The organism is Janthinobacterium sp. GW460-12-1-14-LB5 (assembly GCF_059423585.1).
In genome coordinates, this window is sequence record NZ_JBWKYD010000005.1 from 228376 (window position 1) to 251710 (window position 23335).

Consider the following 23335-nt stretch of genomic DNA (forward strand, 5'->3'; position numbering starts at 1 on the left):
TTTCGCGTTTTTTTTGACAGGACGATTGTGCTGGTATTTCGACGTGTTTTCGATGTTGCCTTACTGTTAATTCTTCTGCTGGGCGGCTGGGCCGCGGCGGCGCCTGCGCCCACCTTGCGCTTCGACCAGCTCAGCGTCGACCAGGGCCTGGCGCAGGAATCGGTGCTGGCCATCGCGCAGGACCGGCAAGGCTATATGTGGTTCGGCAGCCAGTCTGGCCTGAGCCGCTACGATGGCTACCGCATGGTCGTCTACAAGAATATCGAGGGCGACAAGACCAGCCTGGCCGACAACTGGGTCGGCGAGCTGCATGTCGATAGCCAGGGCCAGCTGTGGGTCGGCACCGACAATGGCCTGGACCGCTTCGACGCCGCCAGCCAGACCTTCATCCATTACGTCCCGGCCGAAAAGAGCAAGCGCGGCAACGGCAACCGGCATATCCATGCCATTCTCGACGATGGCGCGCGCGGCTTCTGGATCGCCACCTCGGACGGTTTGCAGCATTTCGACCCGGCCACGGGCCACTTCCGCACCTGGCACCATGAAGAAGGCAACCCGCACAGCCTGGGCGACAATGAAATCAAGGCGCTGGCGCTGGACGCGCAACAGCGCCTGTGGATCGGCACGGTGACAGGCCTGGACATGCTGGCGCCGGGCAGCGAGCGCTTCGAGCATTTCGCCGTCGATACGGAGCCCGGTTCGAAGTACAACGTGATCCAGTCGCTGCTGATCGACCGCCAGCAGAACCTGTGGATCGGCACCATGGCCGGCGCCGAGCGCTGGCGCCTGGGCGGCGCCGGCGAGGCGCCCCAGGCGCGCGTGCGCTTCGGCGAGAAACATGGCTTTTCCGCCATCCGCGTCGCCAGCCTGTACCAGGACGTCGACGCCACCGTCTGGCTGGGCAGCAATGCCGATGGCCTGTTCCGCTGGCTGCCCGGCAGCGACAGCTTCCTGCAGTACCGCCACCAGACGGGCGACAAGTTCAGCGTCGCCGACAACCAGCTGTCGTCGCTGTACCGCGACCGCGCCGGCACCTTCTGGGTCGGCTCCTGGTACAACGGCGTGAGCCGGGTGGACCTGGGCAGCGGCGGCTTTTCGCGCATGGCGCGCGCCCCCGGCGACGTGGGCGCGCTGGCGGACAAGAAAGTGCGCGCCGTGGCCGACGCGGGCAATGGCAAGCTGTGGCTGGCCACCAAGGGCGGCCTGAAACTGTACGACACGCGCGACGGCAGTTCGCGCCTGTTCGACCTGCGCAGTTCGCCCGGCATGTCGCGCGACGAGCAGGTCACCACCCTGTACAAGGCGCCGGACGGCACCCTGTGGGTGGGCGGCTCGACGGGCTTGCACCGCTTCGATCCGGCACTGGAGCGCTTCTTCACCATGCGCTTTGCCGCCGGCGACCCGAATAGCGACACCATCCGCAATGTGGTGAGCGACCGCAGCGGCATGCTGTGGGTCTCGACGCGGGGCGGCGTGCACCGCTTCGACCCCGTCAGCCGCCGCTTTACCACCTACCGCCACGACCCAGCCAACCCGAACAGCCTGTCCGACAACATGGTGCGGCCCGTGCTGGAAGACGGCAAGGGGCGGCTGTGGATAGGCTCTTTCCACGGCCTGGACTTGCTGGACCGCGCCAGCGGCCGCTTCCGCCATTTCCGCCACGATCCGCAAAACCCGCATAGCCTGAGCCACGACGAAGTGCATTTCCTGCACGAGGACAAGCGCGGCGTGCTGTGGGTGGGCACGGCCAATGGCCTGAACCGCATGGACGTCGACGCCAAGGGCGAAATCGGCTTCCGGCGCTTCGTGCGCAAGGATGGCATGGCCGACGACGCCGTCGCCAGCATCCTCGGCGACGACAACGAGCAGCTGTGGCTGAGCACGAACAGCGGCATCACGCGCCTCGACATGCGCAGCGGCCTGTTTCGCAACTACGACAGCGCCGATGGCACGGTGGAAGGCTCGTACTTCGATGGCGCAGCCCTGCGCGCGGCGGACGGGACCATGTATTTCGGCGGCTTCAACGGCATGACAGCGTTCGTGCCGCAGGATATCCACGACAACCGCGTGCCGCCGCTGGTGGCCATCACGGAGCTGCAGATATTCAACAAGCCGGTGGCCATCGGCCGCGGCGAGTTCGCGCACGTGCTCAGCAGGGCCATCGACCACACGCGCCAGCTGGTGCTGACCAGCCGCGAAAGCGTCTTTTCGCTGGAGTTCGCGGCCCTGCATTTCGCCGCGCCGCAGCGCAACATGTTCGCCTACCGGCTCGAAGGCTTCGACCAGGACTGGGTCATGACGGACGCTGGGCGGCGCTTTGCCACCTACACCAACCTCGATGCCGGCAACTACGTGTTTCGCGTCAAGGCGGCCAACAAGGACGGCGTGTGGAACGAGAGCGGCGCCACGCTGGCCATCACGATCCTGCCGCCGTTCTGGAAAACCTGGTGGTTCCGCACCCTGATGGCGGCGCTGCTGCTGGGCGCCATCTATGGCGCGTACCGCCAGCGCGTGCGCGCGCTGCGGCATCAACAGAATGAACTGGAAAAGCAGGTCAGCGAACGCACGGCCGAGTTGCAGAGCAAGGAAATCGAAGTGCTGGCCCAGTCGGAAAAGCTGGCACAGGTCAACAACAGCCTGACGAAAAACGAGGAAAGTTTGCGCCAGGCCAAGCGCAAGGCCGAGGATGCGACGCGCCAGAAGTCGGAATTTTTGGCCAATATGAGCCACGAGATGCGCACGCCGCTGGCCGGCGTGATCGGCATGCTGGGCTTTGCCCTGCGCGACGAGCAGCTGCACGACGCCACGCGCGAGCAGATCCTGCGCGGCCAGGCCAATGCCCAGTCGCTGCTGGTGATCATCAATGACTTGCTGGATTTTTCCAAGATCGAGGCGGGCAAGCTGAGTATCGAAAATATCGATTTCGCGCTCGGCGCGGCGATCGAGGCGGTCGTCAGCCTGTTCGAGGAGCAGGCGGCCGCGCGCAGCATCGGTTTTTCCATCGATTTCGCACCCGACCTGCCGCCCTTCGTGGTGGGCGACCCGACCCGCTTGCGGCAGGTGCTGGTCAACCTGGTCGGCAATGCCTTCAAGTTTACCCAGCGCGGCGGCGTCAGCGTGTGCGTCGAGCGGGCCGGCGTGGCCAGCGGCAGCGGCGGACGCCGTGTCAACCTGATCCGCTTTACGGTCAGCGACAGCGGCATCGGCATCGATGCCGATGCGATGGCGCGCCTGTTCCAGAAATTCGAGCAGGCCGACGCCAGCACCACGCGGCGCTACGGCGGCACGGGGCTGGGCCTGGCGATCTGCCGCCAGCTGGTCGAACTGATGGAGGGCGAGATCGAGGTGGCCAGCACGCCGGGGCAGGGCAGCACGTTTGCCTTCACCTTGCCGCTGGCCGATGGCGTGGCGCCGCCGCTGGTGCCGCAGGTGGCGCTGGCGCCGCACAGCCACCAGTTGCGCGTGCTGTGCGCGGAAGACTTCCCCACCAACCAGATTATCATCCGCGTCATGCTTGAAGAGCTGGGGCACCGGGTCGATGTGGTCGCCAACGGCGCGCTGGCGGTGGCGGCCTGCGTGCATACGCGCTATGACCTGATCCTGATGGACGGCCGCATGCCGGAGATGGACGGCGCCACGGCCACGCGCTTGATCCGCGTGGGCGGCTGGCCGGACCAGCCCGTGCGCGACCAGGAGCTGATGATCGTGGCCCTGACGGCGAATGCCAGCGAAGAGGATCGCGGCCGCTATCTGGGCGTCGGCATGGATGATTTCCTCAGCAAGCCCGTGGACGAGGCGGCGCTGCATGGCTTGCTGGCGCGCACCATCGAGCGCCAGCTGCAGCGCGGTTTCATGTTGCCGCGCATGCCGTCGAACGCGCCGCGCGCCAGCGCGCGGGGGCAGGCCGAACTCGATGCCTTGTTCGGCATCGCGCCGGCGGCCCCCGTCGCGGCACCCTCCCAGTCCATCCGCAGCGGCGAACTGCAGCGGCGCATCCGCGTCGCCTTCGTCGCCGACCTGGAGGGACGCCTGCGCGAACTCGACGCCGCCCTGGCGGCGCAGGACCGCGACAACGCCGGGCGCCTGCTGCACGGCTTGAAGGGCAGTGCCGCCTATCTCGATGAAACGCAGCTGCACATGCTGTGCACGGAAATGGAGGAGGCGGCCGATGGCGGGCGCTGGACCCAGGTGGCCCTGCATTTGCCGCAATTGCGCGCACTGTTGGCGCAAATAGCCGTTTCGGGCAAGGAAATGTAAAATAGGCAATGCCGGCCATCGGGCGCGCGGCGAAACTGGGTAGAATACGGCCAGGCCCCTGATGCCGCCGGCAATGGAGAAAGCAATGAAAGTACTGGTGGTTGACGATGATGTCGTGTCGCGCATGGTATTGATGCATCTGATCGACAGCTGCGGCGTGCACGATATCGTGGAAGCCGAAGATGGCGCGGCGGCGTGGGAGCAGCTCGAAGGCGGCTTGCGCCCCGCGCTGTGCTTCTGCGACTTGCGCATGCCGCGCCTGTCCGGCATGGAGCTGCTGCAGAAAATCCGCTCCGACAGCGCGCTCGACGCCATGCCGCTGGTGCTCGTGTCGTCGGCGAATGACCACGACACGGTGCGCGACGCCGTGCAGGCCGGCGCCGCCGGCTATATCGTCAAGCCCTTCCAGCCGGAGCAGGTGCGCCAGCATATCGACGCCTGCTTCGACGTCTCCGCCTTGCCGGCCGAGGCGCCGCGCGACACCCTGCAGCGGCTGGGCATCGATGGCGAACGCCTGCTGGCCTACTTGACGGGCTTCCAGGGGCAGATCGGCGCCGCCAGCGAGCAGGTCGACGCCTTGCTGGCGCGCGGCGAACCGGCGCAGGCGCGCCAGCAGCTCGAACGGCTGCACCTCGGTTGCCGCACCCTCGGCTTGCATGGCGCGGAGGCGGGGATGATGGCCCTGCTGCAGGCCTCGGTGCTCGATGGCGAGCAGATACAGGCGGCCCTGGCCGCGCTGGCGCGCAGCGTGGCGCAGCAGGCGCGTTTGCTGCGGCAGCAGGACGGGTTCGACTGAATCTGCTGTTTTCCGCTTGCCGGGAAAATACTTTAGGTTTAAAGTATTTGCTTCCGGGCCATGTGCACGCGCCCGCTACCAGCCAGGATGAGCATGAGCAGCGACCCTTCGCCTACCACCGCCACTCCCCAGGACGACTTTGCGCGCGCGCATCTGCCGCCGCGCGCACTCTGGCCGCAGCTGTGCCTTGAGCTGCCCGAGCTGCTGTATCCGGCGCGTCTCAATTGCGTCGCCGCGCTGCTCGATGCGGCCGTCGCCAACGGCGGCGGCGAGCGCACCGCCATCCTTGCCGACGGCCAGCGCTGGACGTACGCGCAGCTGGCGCGGCAGGTCGACCGCATCGCCCACGTATTGCGCGGCGACCTGCGCCTGATTCCCGGCAACCGCGTGCTGCTGCGCGGCGCGAATACGCCGATGATGGCCGCCTGCCTGCTGGCCGTGCTGAAGGCTGGCTGCATCGCCGTGCCGACCATGCCGCTGCTGCGCGCGCGCGAACTGTCCACCATCCTGGCCAAGGCGGAAGTGAACGCCGTGCTGTGCGCGCAGGGCTTGCGCGGGGAACTCGACGGCTTGCCCGGCCTGCCGGCCATGCTGTGCTTTGGCGCCGACGACGCGGAACTGGAACGGCGCATGGCGGCCCACGCCGCCCCCTTTGCCGCATGCGACACGGCGGCCGACGACGTTTGCCTGATCAGCTTTACCTCGGGCACGACGGGCGTCCCCAAGGGCACCATGCACATGCAGCGCGACCTGCTGGCCATCTGCGACTGCTTTCCCCGCTCCATGCTGCAGGTGCGCGCCGACGATATCTTCATCGGCACGCCGCCATTGGCTTTTACTTTTGGCCTGGGCGGCCTGCTGCTGTTTCCCCTGCGCTTTGGCGCTTGCGCCGTGCTGCTGGAAAAACTCACGCCCGACGCGCTGCTGCGCGCCATCGGTGCCTATCAGGCCACCATCTGCTTCACGGCGCCCACCTTTTACCGCCAGATGGCGCCCCTGGCGGCGCAGCACGACGTGCGCAGCCTGCGCTTGTGCGTGTCGGCCGGCGAAGCGCTGCCGCTGGCCACGCGCGACGCCTGGCAGGCGGCGACGGGACTGGCCATGACGGATGGCATCGGCGCCACCGAGATGCTGCACATCTTCATTTCCGCCACGGGCGAGGGCATCCGCCGCGGGGCCATCGGCAAGGCCATCCCCGGCTACCAGGCATGCATCGTCGACGACGCCGGCGTGCCGCAGCCGCCCGGCGTGACGGGCCGCCTGGCCGTGAAAGGCCCCACCGGCTGCCGCTACCTGTCCGACCCGCGCCAGCGCGAATACGTGCAGAACGGCTGGAACCTGACGGGCGACACCTTCGAGATGGATGCCGACGGCTATTTCTATTACCGCTCGCGCAGCGACGACATGATCGTCTCGGCCGGCTACAACATCGCCGGCCCGGAGGTGGAAGAGGCGCTGCTGCGCCACCCGGCCGTTGCCGAATGCGGCGTGGTCGGGCGCGCCGATGCCGAGCGCGGCCAGATCGTCGAGGCGCACGTGGTGCTGAAAGATGGTTTCCAGCCCGGCGATGCCCTGGCAACCGAATTGCAGGACTTCGTGCGCCAGCAGATCGCCCCGTATAAATACCCGCGCGCCATCCGCTTCCTGCCTGCGTTGCCGCGCACGGAAACGGGCAAGCTGCAGCGCTTCAAACTTCGCACGGACACCCCATGAATATCGTCTGCATCGGCGGCGGCCCCGCCGGCCTGTATTTCAGCCTGCTCATGAAAAAGCAGAACCCGGATCACCGCATCACCGTCATCGAGCGCAACCGCCCGTACGACACGTTTGGCTGGGGCGTGGTGTTTTCCGACCAGACCCTGGGCAACCTGGCCAACGCGGACGAGCCGACGGCGCGCGCCATCCTGCAGGCGTTCAACCACTGGGATGATATCGAAATCCACTTCAAGGGCCAGACCGTGCGCTCCGGGGGCCATGGCTTTTGCGGCATCGGCCGCAAGCGCCTGCTCAATATCCTGCAGGCGCGCTGCGAGGAACTCGGCGTGCAGCTGGTGTTCGAGACGGAAGTGCGGGACGACCAGGCCATCGCGAAGCAGTACGGCGCCGAGCTGGTGATCGCCAGCGACGGCTTGAACAGCCGCATCCGCACGCGCTACGCGGCCAGCTACCAGCCCGAGATCGAGCAGCGCCATTGCCGCTTCGTCTGGCTGGGCACGCGCAAGAAATTCGAGGCCTTCACGTTTGCCTTCCGCCAGACGGAATTCGGCTGGTTCCAGGCGCATATCTATCAATACGACGGCGAGACCTCGACCTTCATCGTCGAGACGCCCGAACACGTGTGGCGCGCGGCGGGACTGGACGCCATGAGCCAGGAAGAGGGCATCGCCTTTTGCGAAGCGCTGTTCGCCGGGGAACTCGATGGCCATGGTTTGCTGAGCAATTCGCCGCACTTGCGCGGCTCGGCGCAGTGGATCACCTTCCCGCGCATCGTCTGCCGGCAATGGGTGCACCGGCAGGACGGCGTGCCCGTCGTGCTGATGGGCGACGCGGCCCACACGGCGCATTATTCGATCGGTTCCGGCACCAAGCTGGCGCTGGAAGACGCCATCGAGCTGGCGCGCTGCTTCGGCCAGCATGGGGATACGGATGCTGCGCTGGCCGCCTACCAGCAGTTGCGCGCCATCGAGGTGCTGAAAATCCAGAGCGCGGCGCGCAATTCCATGGAGTGGTTTGAAAACGTCGAGCGCTACAGCGCCATGGACGCGCCGCAGTTCGCCTATTCCATGCTCACGCGCAGCCAGCGCATCTCGCACGAAAACCTGCGCCTGCGCGATCCCGCCTACGTGGCCGGCTATGAACTGTGGCTGGCGCGGCGCGCCGGCGAGCAGGCCGGCGTTGTATTTCCGCAAGTACCTTTGCCGGATCAGGCCGTGCCACCCATGCTCACGCCGTTCAAGCTGCGCGGCGTGCTGCTGAAAAACCGCATCGCCGTCTCGCCGATGGCGCAGTACAGCGCCGTCGATGGCGTGGCGGGCGACTACCACCTGATGCACCTGGGCGCGCGCGCCATGGGCGGCGCCGGCCTCGTGTTTGCCGAGATGACGTGCGTGTCGGCCGACGCGCGCATCACGCCCGCCTGCCCCGGCATGTACAGCGAAGCGCACACGCAGGCCTGGCGCCGCATCGTCGACTTCGTGCATGCCAACAGCGATGCGAAGATCGCCCTGCAATTGGGCCATGCGGGCGCGAAAGGCTCGACGCGGCCCATGTGGGACGGCATCGACCAGCCGCTCAGGGAGGGCAACTGGCCTTTGACCTCGGCCTCGGAGCAGCAATACCTGGCCGGCGTGTCGCAAACGGCGCGCGCGGCCACGGAAAGCGACCTGGCGCGCATCGAGCAGGACTTCGTGCGCGCCACCCTGGCCGCGGCCGTCGCCGGTTTCGACTGGCTGGAACTGCATTGCGCGCACGGCTATCTGCTGTCGAGTTTTATCTCGCCGCTGACCAACCGCCGCACGGACGAGTATGGCGGCAGCCTGGAAAACCGCTGCCGTTATCCGCTGCGCGTGTTCCGCGCCATGCGCGCCGCCTGGCCGCAGGATAAACCGATGAGCGTGCGCATTTCGGCCCACGACTGGGTCGACGGCGGCATCACGCCCGATGACGCCGTCGTCATCGCGCGCCTGTTCAAGCAGGCCGGCGCCGACCTGATCGACTGCTCCTCGGGCCAGGTCAGCAAGCTCGAACGGCCCGTGTACGGGCGCATGTTCCAGGCGCCGTTCGCCGACCGCGTGCGCAACGAGGCGGGCATCGCCAGCATGGCCGTCGGTTCGATCTTCGAAGCCGACCACGCCAACAGCATCATCGCCGCCGGGCGCGCCGACCTGTGCGCCGTGGGCCGCCCGCACCTGGCCAACCCGGCCTGGACCCTGACGGAAATGGCGCGCATCGGCTACAGCGGCGGGGCAGCCGCGTGGCCGAAACAGTACCGTCCGGGCCAGCAGCAGCTGGAGCGCAATCTGCAGCGCGAGCGGCAACTGGCTGCCGCCAATACGGGCTTGACCCCGCAACAGGTGGCCGCGCGGCTGCTGGAAGGATGACATGAGCAAGCAAGCATTGATGGACACGCTGTCAGAAAAACATGCGCTGGTGACGGGCGCCGGCAGCGGCATCGGCCTGGCCTGCGCGGGCGCCTTGCTGGACGCGGGCGCCCGGGTCACCCTGGCCGGGCGCGACGGCGCGCGGCTGGCGCGCGCGCGCATGCAGCTGGAAGAGGCAGGCCATGCGGGGAGGGTGGCCATCTGCGTGCTTGACGTGAGCGTGGAAGCGTCCGTGCAGGCGGGTTTCGCGCAGGCCGCCGCGCATTTCGGCCGTATCGATGTATTGATCAATAACGCGGGTCAGGCGCATGCGGCGCCGTTCGGCAAGACGGACGCCGCCATCTGGCAGCAGATGCTGGCCGTGAACCTGACGGGCGTGTTCCACTGCTGCCAGGCCGTCCTGCCGGCCATGCTGGAAGCGGGTTGGGGACGCATCGTCAACGTGGCGTCGACGGCGGGCCTGAAAGGCTATCGTTACGTCAGCGCCTATGTCGCCGCCAAGCATGGCGTGATCGGCCTGACGCGCGCGCTGGCGCTGGAAGTGGCGCCGCGCGGCGTCACCGTCAACGCCGTCTGCCCCGGTTATACGGAAACGGAGATGGTGGCGCAGGCCGTGCAGAACATCGTGCGCAAGACGGGGCGCGGCGAAGAGGCGGCGCGCGCGGAACTGGCGGCAGCCAATCCGCAGCAGCGGCTGGTGCAGCCGCAGGAAGTGGCCGATGCGGTGGCGTGGCTTTGCCTGCCCGCGTCGTCCGCCATGAATGGACAATCGATCGCCGTCGCCGGCGGCGAAGTCATGTAACGGAATGAAGACCATGGATAAAGAAAGCGCTGACGCGCAAGAACAACCGGTACTGGACCTGTCCAGCCGCCTGACTCAGGACCACCACCAGTCGCTCAAGCTGTGGCTGCGCATGCTCTCGTGCACGGTGAAAATCGAAAACGAGGTGCGCACGCGACTGCGCGCCACCTTCGGCATCACCTTGCCCCGCTTCGACCTGATGGCGCAGCTGGAGCGCTTTCCCGAAGGTTTGCGCATGGGCGAGCTGTCCAAGCGCATGATGGTCACGGGCGGCAATATCACGGGCATCACCGACCAGCTGGAGCAGGAAAAGCTGGTGGCGCGCGTGGTCGACCCGAAAGACCGCCGCTCGTACAGCGTCAAGCTGACGCCAGCGGGCCGGCGCGCCTTCGACGAGATGGCGCGCGTGCATGAAGGCTGGATCGCCGAACTGCTGCACGGCGTGACGCCGGACGACAAAAACCAATTGATCGACCTGCTGTCGCACATGAAGCAGCAGTTGAATAACACCCCTCTAAAGGACTGAGCATGCGCCATCTACCCGGCCAGCCGCAAGACCTGCCAGGCAACCGCGCCAGCCTGGGCCATTACGCCGCGCGGCATTTTTTATTCTCCGTCGAGGAAGGCGTCGCCACCTTGACTTTGCACAGGCCCGAGCGCAAGAATCCGCTCACTTTTGACTCGTATGCGGAATTGCGCGAGCTGTTTCGCGCGCTGGCGCATGCGGACGACGTCAAGGCCGTGGTGATCACTGGCAGCGGCGGCAATTTCTGCTCGGGCGGCGACGTGCACGACATCATCGGCCCGCTGACGCAACTCGACATGCCCGGCCTGCTGGCGTTTACCCGCATGACGGGCGACGTGGTGAAAGCCATGCGCGCCTGCCCGCAACCCATCATCGCCGCCATCGACGGCATTTGCGCGGGCGCCGGCGCCATGCTGGCGCTGGCTTCCGATATCCGCATCGGCACGGCGCGCAGCAAGACGGCCTTTTTGTTTACCCGCGTGGGCCTGGCCGGCTGCGACATGGGTGCCTGCGCCTTGCTGCCGCGCGTGATCGGCCAGGGCCGCGCCGCCGAACTGCTGTACACGGGGCGCTCGCTGGCCGGAGCCGAGGGCGAGCGCTGGGGCTGGCTCAACCGCCTGGTCGAGCCGGAAGAACTGGCCGAGGCGGCGCAGCTGTTCGCCGCCGGCCTGGCCAGCGGCCCCACGTTCGCGCACGGCATGACGAAAAAAATGCTGCAGCAGGAGTGGAACATGGGCGTCGACGAAGCCATCGAGGCGGAAGCGCAGGCGCAAGCCATTTGCATGGCCACCAACGATTTTCACCGGGCCTATCACGCCTTCGTGGCGAAGGAAAAACCGCAATTCGAGGGCGATTAAGATGCAACATACACGCGATACGACTTACCTGGACTGGCCGTTTTTCGAAGCGCGGCATGCCGAGCTTGAGTCTGAGCTCGATGCCTGGGCGACGCAGCACCTCGATGGCGCCCATGGCGGCGACGTCGATGCGGCCTGCCGCGCGCTGGTGGCGCAATTGGGGCAGGGCGGCTGGCTGGCCTACGCCACCGGCACCGATGGCAAGATCGACACGCGCGCCATTTGCCTGATGCGCGAAACCCTGGCGCGCCACGACGGCCTGGCCGATTTCGCTTTTGCCATGCAGGGACTCGGTTCGGGCGCCATCGGCCTGTTCGGCAGCGCGCAGAACAAGGCGCGCTATTTGCCCGATGTGGCCAGCGGCAAGCGCATCGCCGCGTTTGCCCTGTCCGAGCCGCAGGCCGGCTCCGACGTGGCGGCCATGGCGTGCGCGGCGCGCCGCGATGGCGACGACTATGTGCTCGATGGCGAAAAGACGTGGATCTCGAACGGCGGCATCGCCGACTTTTACGTGGTGTTCGCCCGCACGGGCGAGGCGCCGGGTGCGCGCGGCATCAGCGCCTTCATCGTCGACGCCGACAATCCCGGGCTGGAAATCGCCGAGCGCATCGCCGTCATCGCGCCGCATCCGCTGGCGCGCCTGCGTTTCAATCACTGCCGCGTGCCTGTCTCGCAGCGCCTGGGCGAGGCGGGGCAGGGTTTCAAGGTGGCGATGGCCACGCTCGATGTCTTCCGCACCTCGGTGGCTGCCGCCGCGCTGGGCTTTGCGCGGCGCGCGTTTGATGAAGCGCTGCGCCACGCGACAAAGCGCCAGATGTTCGGCCAGACCCTGGCGGACTTCCAGCTGACGCAGGCAAAATTAGCGCAGATGGCCACCGGCATCGACGCGGCCGCGCTGCTCACCTACCGCGCCGCCTGGCAGCGCGACCAGGGCCGCAAGGTGACAAAGGAAGCGGCCATGGCCAAGCTGACGGCCACGGAAACGGCGCAGCAGGTGATCGATGCGGCCGTGCAGCTGTTCGGCGGCATGGGCGTGGTCAGCGACCATCCGGTCGAGCGCCTGTACCGTGAAATCCGCGCCTTGCGCATCTACGAGGGTGCCAGCGAAGTACAGCAATTGATCATCGCGCGCGAATTGCTGCGCGAGGCGGCGGACGCATGAACCGCATGAACGACGAGGAGAACACAATGCAAGTGCTGCAACCACCAGGATGGGCCAGGCCGCGCGGCTACGCGAACGGCATCGCCGCCAGCGGACGCACGGTGTACGTCAGCGGCATGATCGGCTGGGATGCGCAAGGCCAGTTCCATACGGACGATTTCGCGGGACAGGTGCGCCAGGCCCTGCAGAATATCGTCGCCGTGCTGGCCGAGGCGGGCGCCTTGCCCGAGCACATCGTGCGCATGAACTGGTATGTGCTCGACAAGAAAGAGTATGTGGCGGCGTATCCGCAAATCGGCGTGGCGTACCGCGAGCTGATCGGCAAGCACTACCCGTCCATGACGGCGGTGCAGGTTGCCGGCCTGATCGAGGATCGCGCCAGGGTGGAGATCGAGGTGACGGCAGTGCTGCCACCATGATGCCTGTATAAACTATTGCATTAACTGCATTTCAATTGAAATAAATTAATGCAATTAATATATCACCCTGTGCTATATTGATATGCCGAAAATTCACGGCAAACACACAGGGGGAGCGATGCAACAACAAATCATGCTGAAAATCAAGGCGCTGCAGCCCGTCACCTTGCTCGCTGCTGCCTTGCTGTGCGGCAGCATCGTTCCGGCCGCCTCGGCGCAGTCCTTGCTCAACGGCGCGCAGGAGGCGCAGCTGTCCGCCTGGCTGGGCGAAGGGCCGCTGGCGCTGACGGCCATCTACACGAAGTCGGCGGGCGACACCTCGCGTGACTTTCACCTGGCCGCCGACGGCAAGGGACGCACGTTTTCCGTGATGCAGGCGAGCAACGCCGCCGGCCAGACCTGGCTGGTGGGCGGCTACAACCCGCAAAGCTGGAATTCGTCGGGCAACTACAACATGACGCCGGAAGACCGCGACCGCACGGCCTTCATCTTCAACCTGACGTCGGGCCAGCATTTCCGGCAGACGCCGAAAACCTATGCGCTCGACTCGGTGGGGGCATATCAAACTTTTAACGACATCAACGCCGGTCCCACGTTCGGCATCGGCGCCGACCTGGGCATGTCGGCTGACCTGACCAGCAATGGGATTTCTTCGCGCTACTCGTACATCGATCCGGTCAATGGCATCTTTGGCGCCAGCTTGCTCGACGGCGCGCCGTATGGCTCCTATCCGAATGTCACCTTTGGCGCCATGCAAGTTTTTAGCGTCAGCGCCGTGCCGGAACCGGCAAGCTATGCGCTGTTGCTGCTGGGCCTGGTTTCGCTGGCAGGCTGGCGCCGCAGGGCAGCCCGTGCTTGAGGATTGATCTGCGTTGATTTGTTTCCAGGATGAATCGATTGCACGCGGCGCGGCAGGGCGCGGGCGTATGCGTGGTCCCCCCGACTGGAATCGAACCAGTATCCCACGCTTAGGAGGCATGTGCACTATCCATTGTGCTACGGGGAGGACGCTCAGGCGTGGCAAGCTGCCATGCCGGATCCGGCGGCAAGGGGCGTGCAAGACGTCCCATGTGTCGCGGATCGAGCGCAATTATAGCCGACAGTTCGCAAGATATGCCTATGCTTGCGCGAGTATCGGTACAATGCGTGCTTCATTCATCTAATCGGCGGCTGTTTTGCACACCACGCGGTGTGCGCGAGACGGCGCCCGAGCACTCTTACTCATTATGGCTGTCATTTCTCTTTCATCGGCGCAACTTGCGTTCGGTCACGTCGCGCTGCTCGATCACGCGGAATTTTCACTGGAAACCTCGGAGCGGGTCGGCTTGATCGGCCGCAACGGCACGGGTAAATCGTCGCTGTTGAAGGTTATTTCGGGCAAGTTCAAGCTCGATGACGGCTTGTTGGTGATGCAGCAAGGCATCAAGATCGCCTATGTGGAGCAGGAACCGCAATTCGACCCGGACATGTCCGTGTTCGACGCCGTCGCCTCCGGCATGGGCGAATCGCAGGCGTGGCTGAAGGAATACGATGCGCTGACGGGCCAGTTTGGCCAGGGCAATGACGACGAACTGATGGAACGCATGCACGACATCCAGGTCAAACTCGATGCGGCCGATGCGTGGAGCTTGCCGAACAAGGTGGAAACCGTGCTCGACCGTCTGAACCTGACGGGCGACATGGCCATGAAAACCCTGTCCGGCGGGATGCAAAAGCGCGTGGCGCTGGCGCGCGCGCTGGTATCGGCCCCCGACGTGCTGCTGCTCGATGAACCGACCAACCATCTGGATTTCAGCTCCATCCTGTGGCTGGAAGGTTTGTTGCGCGACTTCAAAGGCAGCGTGCTGTTCATTACCCATGACCGCTCCTTCCTCGACAACGTCGCCACGCGCATCATCGAGCTCGACCGCGGCCGTTTGCTGTCGTATCCAGGCAACTTCACGGCGTATCAAGTGCGCAAGGCGGAGCAGCTGGAAATCGAGGAAGTGGAAAACGCCAAGTTCGACAAGTTCCTGGCGCAGGAAGAAGTGTGGATACGCAAGGGTGTCAAGGCCCGCCGCGTGCGCGACGAAGGCCGCGTGCGCCGCCTGGAAGCGCTGCGCCTGACGCGCAATGCGCGCCGCGAACAGCAGGGACAAGTCAAGCTGGACGTGTCGGCCGGCGAACGCTCGGGCAAGATCGTGGCGGACCTGGAAAACGTCTCGAAGATCTATGGCGACAAGGTCATTGTCAAGGATTTCAGCGCGACCATCTTGCGCGGCGACAAGGTTGGCCTGATCGGCGCCAACGGCGCCGGCAAGACCACCTTGCTGAAGATGATCCTCGGCGAAGAGCAGTCGGACACGGGCACCATCCGCCTGGGTACCAAGCTGCAAGTGGCGTATTTCGACCAGATGCGCACGCAGCTGAACGAAGAGGCGAACCTGATGGAAACCATCGCCCCGGGCAGCGACTGGGTCGAGATCAATGGCCAGCGCCGCCACGTGATGACGTACCTGAACGACTTCCTGTTCGCGCCGGAACGCGCCCGTTCGCCCGTCAAGTCGCTGTCCGGTGGCGAGCGCAACCGTCTGCTGCTGGCGCGCCTGTTCGCCAAGCCGGCCAACGTGCTGGTGCTCGATGAGCCGACCAATGACCTCGACATCGATACCCTGGAATTGCTGGAAGAGTTGCTGGAAGAATATACCGGCACGGTTTTCCTCGTCAGCCATGACCGCACCTTCCTCGACAACGTCGTCACGCAGGTGATCGTTGCCGAAGGCGAGGGCAAGTGGCGCGAATTCGTCGGCGGCTACACGGACTGGGAGCGCGTGCGCACCTTGCCGATCGCCACGGCGCCCGCCAGCAAGCCGGCCGTGAAGGTCGAGGCCGCCGCACCGGCCGCGAAGCAGAAAAAGCTCAGCTACAAGGAGCAGCGCGAGCTGGAAGAACTGCCGAAACTGATCGCCAAGCTGGAAGACGAGCAATCGGTGCTGGCTGCCGAGCTGTCGCATCCGGACTTCTACAAGAAGACGCCGGCCGAAGGCAAGCGCCTGAACGCGCGCGTGGCCGAGATCGAAGGCGAACTGCTGGAAGCGCTGGAAAAGTGGGAGCAGATCGAGGCGCGCGCCAACGGTTGATGCTTTTTTGCATACCCTGTTGTAATTAAGTCAGGATTATTTGCCACGGCAACGGTCCTGCTTGATATAATTATATAATTATATTTATTACATCGGGGGATGCATGTTTGTCATGAAAAACACGCGCTCCGGACCACGGCGTCCGGCGCGTGGCACCACCTCCGCTGCGCAGCAGCATGGTTGACCGCGCCGCCTGGCCCCGGGTAGCGCCATTCCTGGCCTATCTCTCCTTTATTTTCATTGCCGACATGCTCGGCCGTCTGGGCGTTGCCGCGCAGGAATTGCGCTGGCTGTACGCCGTCAAGATCGGCGTCGTGCTGGGCCTGCTGTTGTACTGGCGCCGCAGTTACACGGAATTGCTGTGGACGCCGTTGGGCGCGCGTGCCATTCTCGGGGCGCTGGCAAGCGGTGTTGTTGTTTTTCTGCTGTGGATCAATCTCGACGCCGGCTGGATGCGCATCGGCAACGCCGATGGCTACGACCCCCGCACCGACGGACGCATCGAGTGGAGCCTGGTGCTGCTGCGCATCGCCGGCGCGGCGCTGGTGGTGCCCGTGATGGAGGAGCTGTTCTGGCGCTCCTTCCTGCTGCGCTGGCTCGACAAGCCGGATTTTTTGCGGGCCGCGCCGCGCCAGGCCAGCGCCAAGGCCTTCGCCATCAGCGTGCTGCTGTTTGGCTTCGAGCATAATTTATGGCTGGCCGGCATGGTGGCCGGTGCGGCATATAGTGTGTTGTACATGCGTAGCCAGTCCCTGTGGTCGCCTATCCTCGCGCATGGCGTGACGAACGGCGTGCTGGGGCTCTGGATTATTTCTGGTGGGCACTGGAATTACTGGTAGTATTGCCTATCAACTGTGTGATCTTTCAAAGACAAAATCCATGTTGAACTCCTTGCGTAAAAAAGCTGTTGCCGCCGCCTTCACGGCCCGCCCCCGCCTGTCTGTTGCGCTGGTCCTGGCCGGCACCCTGGCCAGTGGCGCCGCGCTGGCCGATATCAGCGACACCATCAAGCCTTTCGTTGCCACTTCCTATTCGTACGACGACAACCTGATGCGCTTGCCGGACGACGTGCCCGGTTTTTCCGGCCCCCGTTCGGATACGTCGAGGATGCTGCAGGCGGGCTTCCTGTTCAACCGTCCCATCGGACGCCAGGTGCTGACGGGCCAGGCCAAGTGGTCGAAGGTGAGCTTCAACCGCTTCAGCCAGTTCGACTACGATGGCAAGGATTACCTGGCCGACCTGGAGTGGCACATCGCCAACCACCTCGAAGGCCATGTGGGCGCCAGTTATGCCCAGACCCTGACGCCGTTCAGCGACTTCCAGAGCACGGTGCGCAATTTGCGCACGCAGCGGCGCGAGTACCTGAATGGCGCCTGGCGCTTCCACCCCAGCTGGCGCGTGCGCGGCGGCCTGTCGCGCGACCGCTATTTGTATGACTTGCCATCGCAGGCGTTTTCCAACTGGACGGAAGACGCGACGGAGTTCGGCGTCGATTACCTGGCGCGCAGCAATAGCCGCATCGGCCTGCAGCTGCGCCACCTGAACGGCAAGTATCCGAACCGCAGTGCGCTCGAAGCCAGCGTGTACGGCAATGGCTATCGCCAGGACGAGATCAAGGCGAATGTCTTCTGGGAGTTGAGCGGCATCACGCAGGTGGAATTCCTCGGCGGCTGGGTGCGCCACCGCAACAATTTGCTGGCCGGGCGCGATGACAGCGGCACGAATGGCCGGCTGAGCGTGTACTGGAAGCCTTTGGGCAAGGTCAATTTCACGGGCATCGTCTGGCGTGAATTCGGTTCCGTCGACAATTCGCTGGTGACAAGCAGCCTGAACACGGGCGCCAGCGTGGGCGCCACGTGGGCGGCCACGTCGAAGGTGCGCGTCGATGCGCTGCTGCGCCAGGAGCGGCGCGATTTCGCCGCCATCAGCGGCCTGGTGCTGCCTGGCGACGGGCGCGACACCACCCGCACGGCATCGCTGGGCGCCACGTATGCGCCGCACCAGAAAATCCAGCTTGGCGTGCGCCTGTTCCACGAGCGGCGCGAAGGCGTCGCCATCATCGATAGCGGCAGCTATCGGGCCAAGGGCATTTCCTTCAATGGCAGCGTCCAGTTTTAAAGATCAACATGACTGTCAATGATATACCCCTGATTTCGTTTTTCCAGCGCGTCCTCGATCCGATCATCATCATGGGCTTGCTGTACCTGATGACGGTTTTGTCGGGGGCGACATTTACCGGCTATACGCTGGTGCTGATGATCTTGGCCGTCTTCATTTCGTCGACGGTGTACCAGCATGTCGACCCCTACCGTACCTGGCGCAGCGGCCGCATGCTCGCGTACGCGCGCGATATCCTCGTGGGCTGGGCGATCGTCGCGCTGATCCTCATCTTCCTGGGCTCGGCCACGGGCCTGGCCTATCATTTCGATACCGAGGTGGTGCTGGCCTGGTTTGTCCTCACGCCCTTCGTGCTGCTGGCCGGGCACCTGGCCGGGCGCAAGTTCAGCCTGCACCCGGACGGCGACAGCGAAGTGCGCTCGGTGGTCATCATCGGCGCCAATGACGCCAGCCTGAAGTTTGCCGCCACCGTCGAGCGCAATGCCAACCTGTTCATGCACGTGCATGGCTTCTTCGACGACCGCACGGACGACCGCTGGCCGGAAAAGATGCGCGAACCCATGCTGGGACGCATGGATGATATCGCCACCTACGTGCGCGAACACAATATCAAGATGATCTTCATCAGCCAGCCGATCTCGGCCCAGCCGCGCATCCGCAAGATGCTCGACGAGCTCGAAGATACGACGGCTTCCGTGTATTTCCTGCCGGATATTTATATCTTTGACCTGATGCAGGCGCGTTTCGACAACGTGGGCGGCATGCCCGTCATCGCCATCCGCGAATCGCCCTTCACGGGCTTTAACAGCATGGTCAAGCGGGGCAGCGATATCGTGCTGGGGCTGGTGATCCAGGTGCTGCTGCTGCCGGTGATGCTGGTCATCGCCATCGCCGTCAAGAGCACCTCGAAAGGCCCGGTGATTTTCCGCCAGCGCCGCTATGGCCTGTATGGCGAAGAGATCGTCGTCTACAAGTTCCGCTCCATGACGGTGGGCGAAGACGGCGACAATGTGGTGCAGGCAACCAAGAACGACCAGCGCGTGACGCGGGTCGGCGCCTTCCTGCGCCGCAGTTCGCTCGATGAGCTGCCGCAATTCCTCAATGTCTTGCAGGGCCGCATGAGCATCGTGGGGCCGCGCCCCCATGCCGTCGTGCACAACGAGCAATACCGCAAGCTGATCAAGGGCTATATGCTGCGCCACAAGGTCAAGCCCGGCATTACGGGCTGGGCCCAGGTCAACGGTTTACGGGGCGAGACGGAAACGCTCGACAAGATGGAGGCGCGCATCCATTTCGACCTCGATTACCTGCGCAACTGGTCGCTGTGGCTGGATCTGTGGATTATCGCGCGCACGGTGAAAGTGGTGCTGGCGCGCGAGAACGCCCATTGAGCGCCAGTCTGCTGCCGGCAGGAAAAAATAGCGTTTGATTATACTTTGCACGGTGTCAATACGCGTTAAAATGGAGCATCTTATAGAGCACCAGCGCATTACGCGACCACTCGCGCTCACCTTGCCACGAGTCGTGCCGGCCATGCGCCATTACTTTCCTCTTGGGAAGGGTTCACGATGTGTGCAGTATCCGGCCCTGCCCCTGCCGGTCGTTGCGTCACCCTGACGGGTAGCCGTCAGGGACGGCACGCGCCAACTATCATTTTTAAAGTCGCTCTGAACCGTGCAATACATAATATTTTGCAATGAAGTGGACTGCGGAAATAGTTGTTTTTATATCTCATTAGTAGATTTTTAAGCAAAATATTTTCCTTGTTGCCTTGCATTATGTGTATTATGTTTACAATATTATTAATTATTTGACGAATAACTATTTTCAGGGGAAATTATTTCATGTCGTGCAGCCTGGCCATGCCAGTCCACCGCGCCGGATTTTTCCACCCGTCATACCTGTTTTTCGAAGGAGCACGCTTGAATCATTCTTTTCACTCCCGTCCCGCGCCGCGTCTGCTGTGCGCCGCCCTGGTCCTGCTGGCCGCTGCCGGGCTGTCCGCCTGCGGCAACAAGGAAAAAAAGGCTGGCCAGGCGCTGGCCAGCGTGAACGGCGAAGAAATCACCATCCTGCAGTTGAATGAAGAGTTGCAGCGCGCCGGCGTGCAGGCGCCGCAGCAGGCAGCGGCCAGCAAGCAATTGCTCGAATCGCTGATCGACCGCCAGTTGCTGCAAAATGAGGCGGCCAAGGAAAAGGTCGACCGCGATCCGAAAGTCATGCAAGCCATCGAGCGTGCCAAGGCGCTGATCGTGGCCCAGGCCTACATGCAAAAGCGCATCGGCGCGGCGACCCGCCCCAGCAAGGCGGAAGTGGACGAGTATTTCGCAAAAAATCCCCTGTTTTTCAGCCAGCGCAAGCAATTCGATTTGCGCGAGCTGGTCATTCCGACGGCGGCGCTGAACGACGAGCTCAAGGCCGTCATGGACCGCGCCAAGTCGCTCGAAGACGTGGCGCAATGGCTCGACGAGCACAAGATCGCGTACGGCCGCACGCAGGTGTCGCGCACCAGCGCCGACCTGGCGCCGGAACTGAGCAGCAAACTGCAATCGATGCCCAAGGGCCAGCTGTTCATCGTGCGCGAAGGCGAGCGCAGCCTGCTCATCGCGCTGGCCGATATCAAGGACAGCCCGGTGGGCCTGGACGCGGCGGCGCCGCAGATCGAACAGTTCCTGGCCAACAAGAAGAACAAGGATGCGGCCGAGGCGGAACTGAAGCGGCTGCGCGCCAGCGCCAAGATCGAGTATTTCAACAAGGATGCGGCGGCACCGGCCAGCGCGCCAGCCAGCACACCGGCTGCTGCTGCGGCTCCGGCCCCAGCGGCAGCGGCGCCGGCGGACAGCGCGCATGAAGCCAATGTGCGCGGCGTGGCGGGATTGAAATAAGTGACGTATCAACAAGTAGTTAAACATCAGCAATCTACCAACGGGAATCTGTAATCATGAAACGACTCGCAAACTGGATGATGGCGGCCTTTCTGGCCCTCGCCGCAGGCATGGCCGGTGCAGCCGATGTCCCCCTCGGGGCCGGTGATGTGCTGAAAATTTCCGTCTACGGCAACCCGGACCTGGGCCTGGAGACGCGCGTCAGCGAAGCGGGGGAAATCACCTTCCCGCTGGTGGGGACGGTCGCGCTCGGCGGCTTGTCCACGTCGGCAGCGGAAAAGAAACTGGGCGGCCTGCTCGAGAGCGGCGGCTTCCTGCGCAAGGCGCAGGTGAACATCATCGTGACCAGCCTGCAAAGCCAGCAGGCGTCCGTGCTGGGCCAGGTCAACCGCCCGGGCCGCTATCCGGTGGAAGGCAAGCGCAGCGTGATGGACATGCTGGCCATGGCCGGCGGCGTCAGTCCTGACGGCGCCGACCAGATCACCGTGATCCGCAAGCGCGGCGGCACGGCCACGCGCGAGGTGGCCGATATCCTCGACATCGTGCGCAACGGCGACCTGAAGGGCGACACGGAAGTGGGCGGCAACGACATCATCTATGTCGAACGCGCGCCGCGCTTCTATATCTACGGCGAAGTGCAGCGTCCGGGCGCCTTCCGCCTGGAACGCAACATGACCGTCCTGCAAGCCTTGTCCGTGGGCGGCGGCCTGACGGTGCGCGGCACCGAGCGCGGCGTGCGCGTCAAGCGCCGCAATGCGGAAGGCCAGATGGAAGTGCTGCCGGTCAAGCATGACGACCTGCTGCGCGTCGACGATATCGTGTATGTCCAGGAAAGCCTGTTCTAAGAGCAACTGGCTCCCTATCTTTTTGTATTGAAAGTTTCCAAATGAACCTCACCCAACTATTGCTGATCCTTCGGGCACGCAAGAAGATTGTGCTGCTGACCTTGCTGATCACCGTGGCGCTGGCGCTCGGCGTCAGCCTGGTGCTGCCGAAGACCTACAAGGCCACCAGCACCTTGCTGATGAACTACAAGGGCGTCGATCCCCTGACGGGCATGACCATGCCGGGGCAGTTGCTACCCGGATATATGGCGACCCAGGTCGATATTATCGGCAGCAAGAACGTCGCCTTGCGCGTCGTCGACCAGCTGGAACTGGCGCGCAGCCCCGCCGTGATCGCCCAGTTCAACGAAGCGGCACAAGGCAAGGGCACGGTGCGCGACTGGCTGGCCGACTTGCTGCTGAAGAAACTCGAAGTGATGCCGTCGCGCGAAAGCAGCGTGGTCGATGTCAGCTTCAAGGGCGCCGACCCGCAATTCGTGGCGGCCGTGTCGAATGCCTTTGCGGAACAGTATCAAAAGGTCAGCATCCAGCTGAAGGTCGACCCGATGCGCAAGGCGACCACCTATTTCGATGACCAGACCAAATTGCTGCGCGATAACGTTGAGCGCGCGCAAAGCCGCCTGTCGAAATACCAGCAGGATAACGGCATCGTCAGCGTCGACAACCGCCTCGACGTGGAATCGAACCGCCTGAACGACCTGTCGGCGCAACTGGTGCTGGCGCAAGGCCAGGCCATGGAAGCCAATTCGCGCCAGCGCATGGCGCAGGGCGGCAACCTGTCCGAATCGCCGGACGTGGCCTCGAATCCGCTGATCCAGAGCCTGAAGCTGGGCCTGGGCAACGCCGAGGGCAAGCTGGCCGAGCTGGGCCAGCGCCTGGACCGCAATCACCCGCAATACCAGAGCGCCAAGGCGGAAGTGGACAAGCTGCGCCGCGACCTGGCCGAGCAGACGCGCGCCACCTCGCAAAGCGTGGGCAACAATGCGCAGATCCTGCAGCAGCGCGAAGGCGCGATCCGTGCCGCCCTGGCGGCGCAAAAAGCCAAGGTGCTGGAACTGAACCGGACGCGCGATGAAATGGGCGTGCTGAGCAAGGATGTGGAAAGCGCCCAGCGCGCTTTCGACGTGACTTCGCAGCGCCTGTCGCAGACGCGCATCGAAGGCCAGGCGGAGCAGTCCGATATCGCCATGCTCAACCCGGCCACGGCGCCGATCGAGCCGGACAGCCCGAAGATTCCCCGCAACGTGCTGCTGTCGATCTTCCTCGGCCTCATGCTGGGCTGCGGCATCGCGCTGCTGGCCGAATTGCTGGACCGCCGTATCCGTTCCGACCAGGACCTGAGCGAAGTGCTGCAGATTCCCGTGTTCGGCGTGGTCGACTGGAAACCTAAACAGCGTCGCATGCGCGGCATGCTGCCGCGCCGCTTGCGCCTGAACTGAGATGGAACCT

17 protein-coding genes and 1 tRNA gene are annotated in these 23335 nt (G+C 64.4%); 17 read left to right on the plus strand and 1 reads right to left on the minus strand.

From position 1 onward, the window contains the following. Positions 1-27 precede the first annotated feature (27 nt). The 10 genes from AC07X6_RS07030 (at position 28) to AC07X6_RS07075 (ending at position 13778) form a co-directional block, all read left to right on the plus strand. Positions 28-4257 (plus strand): hybrid sensor histidine kinase/response regulator, encoded by a 4230-nt coding sequence (locus AC07X6_RS07030; protein ID WP_494790493.1) that lies wholly within the window; start codon positions 28-30, stop codon positions 4255-4257. 85 nt (positions 4258-4342) lie between these two features. Further along, a complete protein-coding gene (locus tag AC07X6_RS07035) occupies positions 4343-5053 on the plus strand; it encodes a response regulator (RefSeq protein ID WP_494790494.1) in 711 nt (236 codons plus the stop codon). A gap of 93 nt (positions 5054-5146) precedes the next feature. After that, on the plus strand, positions 5147-6766 hold the full coding sequence (locus AC07X6_RS07040) for an AMP-binding protein (RefSeq protein WP_494790495.1): 1620 nt from the start codon (positions 5147-5149) through the stop codon (positions 6764-6766). Further along, a complete protein-coding gene (locus AC07X6_RS07045; protein WP_494790496.1) occupies positions 6763-9153 on the plus strand; it encodes a bifunctional salicylyl-CoA 5-hydroxylase/oxidoreductase in 2391 nt (796 codons plus the stop codon). The genes AC07X6_RS07040 and AC07X6_RS07045 overlap by 4 nt, the downstream gene beginning before the upstream one ends. 1 nt (position 9154) lies before the next feature. Next, positions 9155-9955 (plus strand): SDR family NAD(P)-dependent oxidoreductase, encoded by an 801-nt coding sequence (locus AC07X6_RS07050; protein ID WP_230538432.1) that lies wholly within the window; start codon positions 9155-9157, stop codon positions 9953-9955. A 13-nt stretch (positions 9956-9968) separates the two neighbouring features. Beyond that, positions 9969-10481, plus strand: coding sequence for a MarR family winged helix-turn-helix transcriptional regulator (locus tag AC07X6_RS07055; protein WP_474295397.1), 513 nt, complete (start codon positions 9969-9971; stop codon positions 10479-10481). Positions 10482-10483: 2 nt separating this feature from the next. Then, positions 10484-11338 (plus strand): enoyl-CoA hydratase family protein, encoded by an 855-nt coding sequence (locus AC07X6_RS07060; protein WP_494790497.1) that lies wholly within the window; start codon positions 10484-10486, stop codon positions 11336-11338. A gap of 1 nt (position 11339) precedes the next feature. Next, positions 11340-12500: an acyl-CoA dehydrogenase family protein gene (locus AC07X6_RS07065; RefSeq protein ID WP_494790498.1), complete on the plus strand. Its 1161-nt coding sequence runs from the start codon at positions 11340-11342 to the stop codon at positions 12498-12500. A 26-nt stretch (positions 12501-12526) separates the two neighbouring features. After that, a complete protein-coding gene (locus tag AC07X6_RS07070) occupies positions 12527-12919 on the plus strand; it encodes a RidA family protein (protein ID WP_494790516.1) in 393 nt (130 codons plus the stop codon). A 118-nt stretch (positions 12920-13037) separates the two neighbouring features. Continuing rightward, on the plus strand, positions 13038-13778 hold the full coding sequence (locus AC07X6_RS07075; RefSeq protein ID WP_494790499.1) for a PEP_CTERM-anchored TLD domain-containing protein: 741 nt from the start codon (positions 13038-13040) through the stop codon (positions 13776-13778). A gap of 72 nt (positions 13779-13850) precedes the next feature. Here AC07X6_RS07075 and AC07X6_RS07080 read toward each other — a convergent pair. Beyond that, positions 13851-13925: transfer RNA gene (locus AC07X6_RS07080), tRNA-Arg, on the minus strand. Between the two features lie 220 nt (positions 13926-14145). Between AC07X6_RS07080 and AC07X6_RS07085 the strand changes: the two genes are divergently transcribed. From AC07X6_RS07085 to epsF, 7 genes are all read left to right on the plus strand, one after another. Further along, entirely contained in the window at positions 14146-16038 is a 1893-nt protein-coding gene (locus AC07X6_RS07085) for an ATP-binding cassette domain-containing protein (RefSeq protein ID WP_230538427.1), read from the plus strand. Between the two features lie 149 nt (positions 16039-16187). Beyond that, positions 16188-16877 (plus strand): CAAX prenyl protease-related protein, encoded by a 690-nt coding sequence (locus AC07X6_RS07090; RefSeq protein ID WP_494790500.1) that lies wholly within the window; start codon positions 16188-16190, stop codon positions 16875-16877. Between the two features lie 40 nt (positions 16878-16917). Next, complete coding sequence (epsL, locus tag AC07X6_RS07095) at positions 16918-18156, plus strand: XrtB/PEP-CTERM-associated polysaccharide biosynthesis outer membrane protein EpsL (RefSeq protein ID WP_230538426.1); 1239 nt, start codon at positions 16918-16920, stop codon at positions 18154-18156. An 8-nt stretch (positions 18157-18164) separates the two neighbouring features. Then, complete coding sequence (locus AC07X6_RS07100) at positions 18165-19547, plus strand: undecaprenyl-phosphate glucose phosphotransferase (protein ID WP_230538425.1); 1383 nt, start codon at positions 18165-18167, stop codon at positions 19545-19547. 531 nt (positions 19548-20078) lie between these two features. Beyond that, the gene (locus AC07X6_RS07105) at positions 20079-21041 is read left to right on the plus strand and encodes an EpsD family peptidyl-prolyl cis-trans isomerase (protein ID WP_494790501.1); all 963 of its coding nucleotides are present in this window, start codon (positions 20079-20081) and stop codon (positions 21039-21041) included. A 56-nt stretch (positions 21042-21097) separates the two neighbouring features. Beyond that, the gene (epsE, locus tag AC07X6_RS07110) at positions 21098-21886 is read left to right on the plus strand and encodes a polysaccharide export protein EpsE (protein ID WP_230538423.1); all 789 of its coding nucleotides are present in this window, start codon (positions 21098-21100) and stop codon (positions 21884-21886) included. A gap of 41 nt (positions 21887-21927) precedes the next feature. Continuing rightward, entirely contained in the window at positions 21928-23325 is a 1398-nt protein-coding gene (gene epsF, locus AC07X6_RS07115) for a chain length determinant protein EpsF (RefSeq protein WP_230538422.1), read from the plus strand. The last annotated feature ends 10 nt before the right edge of the window (positions 23326-23335 follow it).

Bases quoted from the DNA above. Each gene is read 5' to 3' on its own strand.
- AC07X6_RS07045 (WP_494790496.1), top strand. From the start codon at position 6,763: ATGAATATCGTCTGCATCGGCGGCGGCCCCGCCGGCCTGTATTTCAGC.
- AC07X6_RS07075 (WP_494790499.1), top strand. From the start codon at position 13,038: ATGCAACAACAAATCATGCTGAAAATCAAGGCGCTGCAGCCCGTCACC.
- epsE (WP_230538423.1), top strand. From the start codon at position 21,098: ATGAAACGACTCGCAAACTGGATGATGGCGGCCTTTCTGGCCCTCGCC.
- AC07X6_RS07055 (WP_474295397.1), top strand. From the start codon at position 9,969: ATGGATAAAGAAAGCGCTGACGCGCAAGAACAACCGGTACTGGACCTG.
- AC07X6_RS07070 (WP_494790516.1), top strand. From the start codon at position 12,527: ATGCAAGTGCTGCAACCACCAGGATGGGCCAGGCCGCGCGGCTACGCG.
- AC07X6_RS07065 (WP_494790498.1), top strand. From the start codon at position 11,340: ATGCAACATACACGCGATACGACTTACCTGGACTGGCCGTTTTTCGAA.
- epsF (WP_230538422.1), top strand. From the start codon at position 21,928: ATGAACCTCACCCAACTATTGCTGATCCTTCGGGCACGCAAGAAGATT.
- AC07X6_RS07060 (WP_494790497.1), top strand. From the start codon at position 10,484: ATGCGCCATCTACCCGGCCAGCCGCAAGACCTGCCAGGCAACCGCGCC.
- AC07X6_RS07035 (WP_494790494.1), top strand. From the start codon at position 4,343: ATGAAAGTACTGGTGGTTGACGATGATGTCGTGTCGCGCATGGTATTG.
- epsL (WP_230538426.1), top strand. From the start codon at position 16,918: ATGTTGAACTCCTTGCGTAAAAAAGCTGTTGCCGCCGCCTTCACGGCC.
- AC07X6_RS07050 (WP_230538432.1), top strand. From the start codon at position 9,155: ATGAGCAAGCAAGCATTGATGGACACGCTGTCAGAAAAACATGCGCTG.
- AC07X6_RS07100 (WP_230538425.1), top strand. From the start codon at position 18,165: ATGACTGTCAATGATATACCCCTGATTTCGTTTTTCCAGCGCGTCCTC.
- AC07X6_RS07040 (WP_494790495.1), top strand. From the start codon at position 5,147: ATGAGCAGCGACCCTTCGCCTACCACCGCCACTCCCCAGGACGACTTT.
- AC07X6_RS07085 (WP_230538427.1), top strand. From the start codon at position 14,146: ATGGCTGTCATTTCTCTTTCATCGGCGCAACTTGCGTTCGGTCACGTC.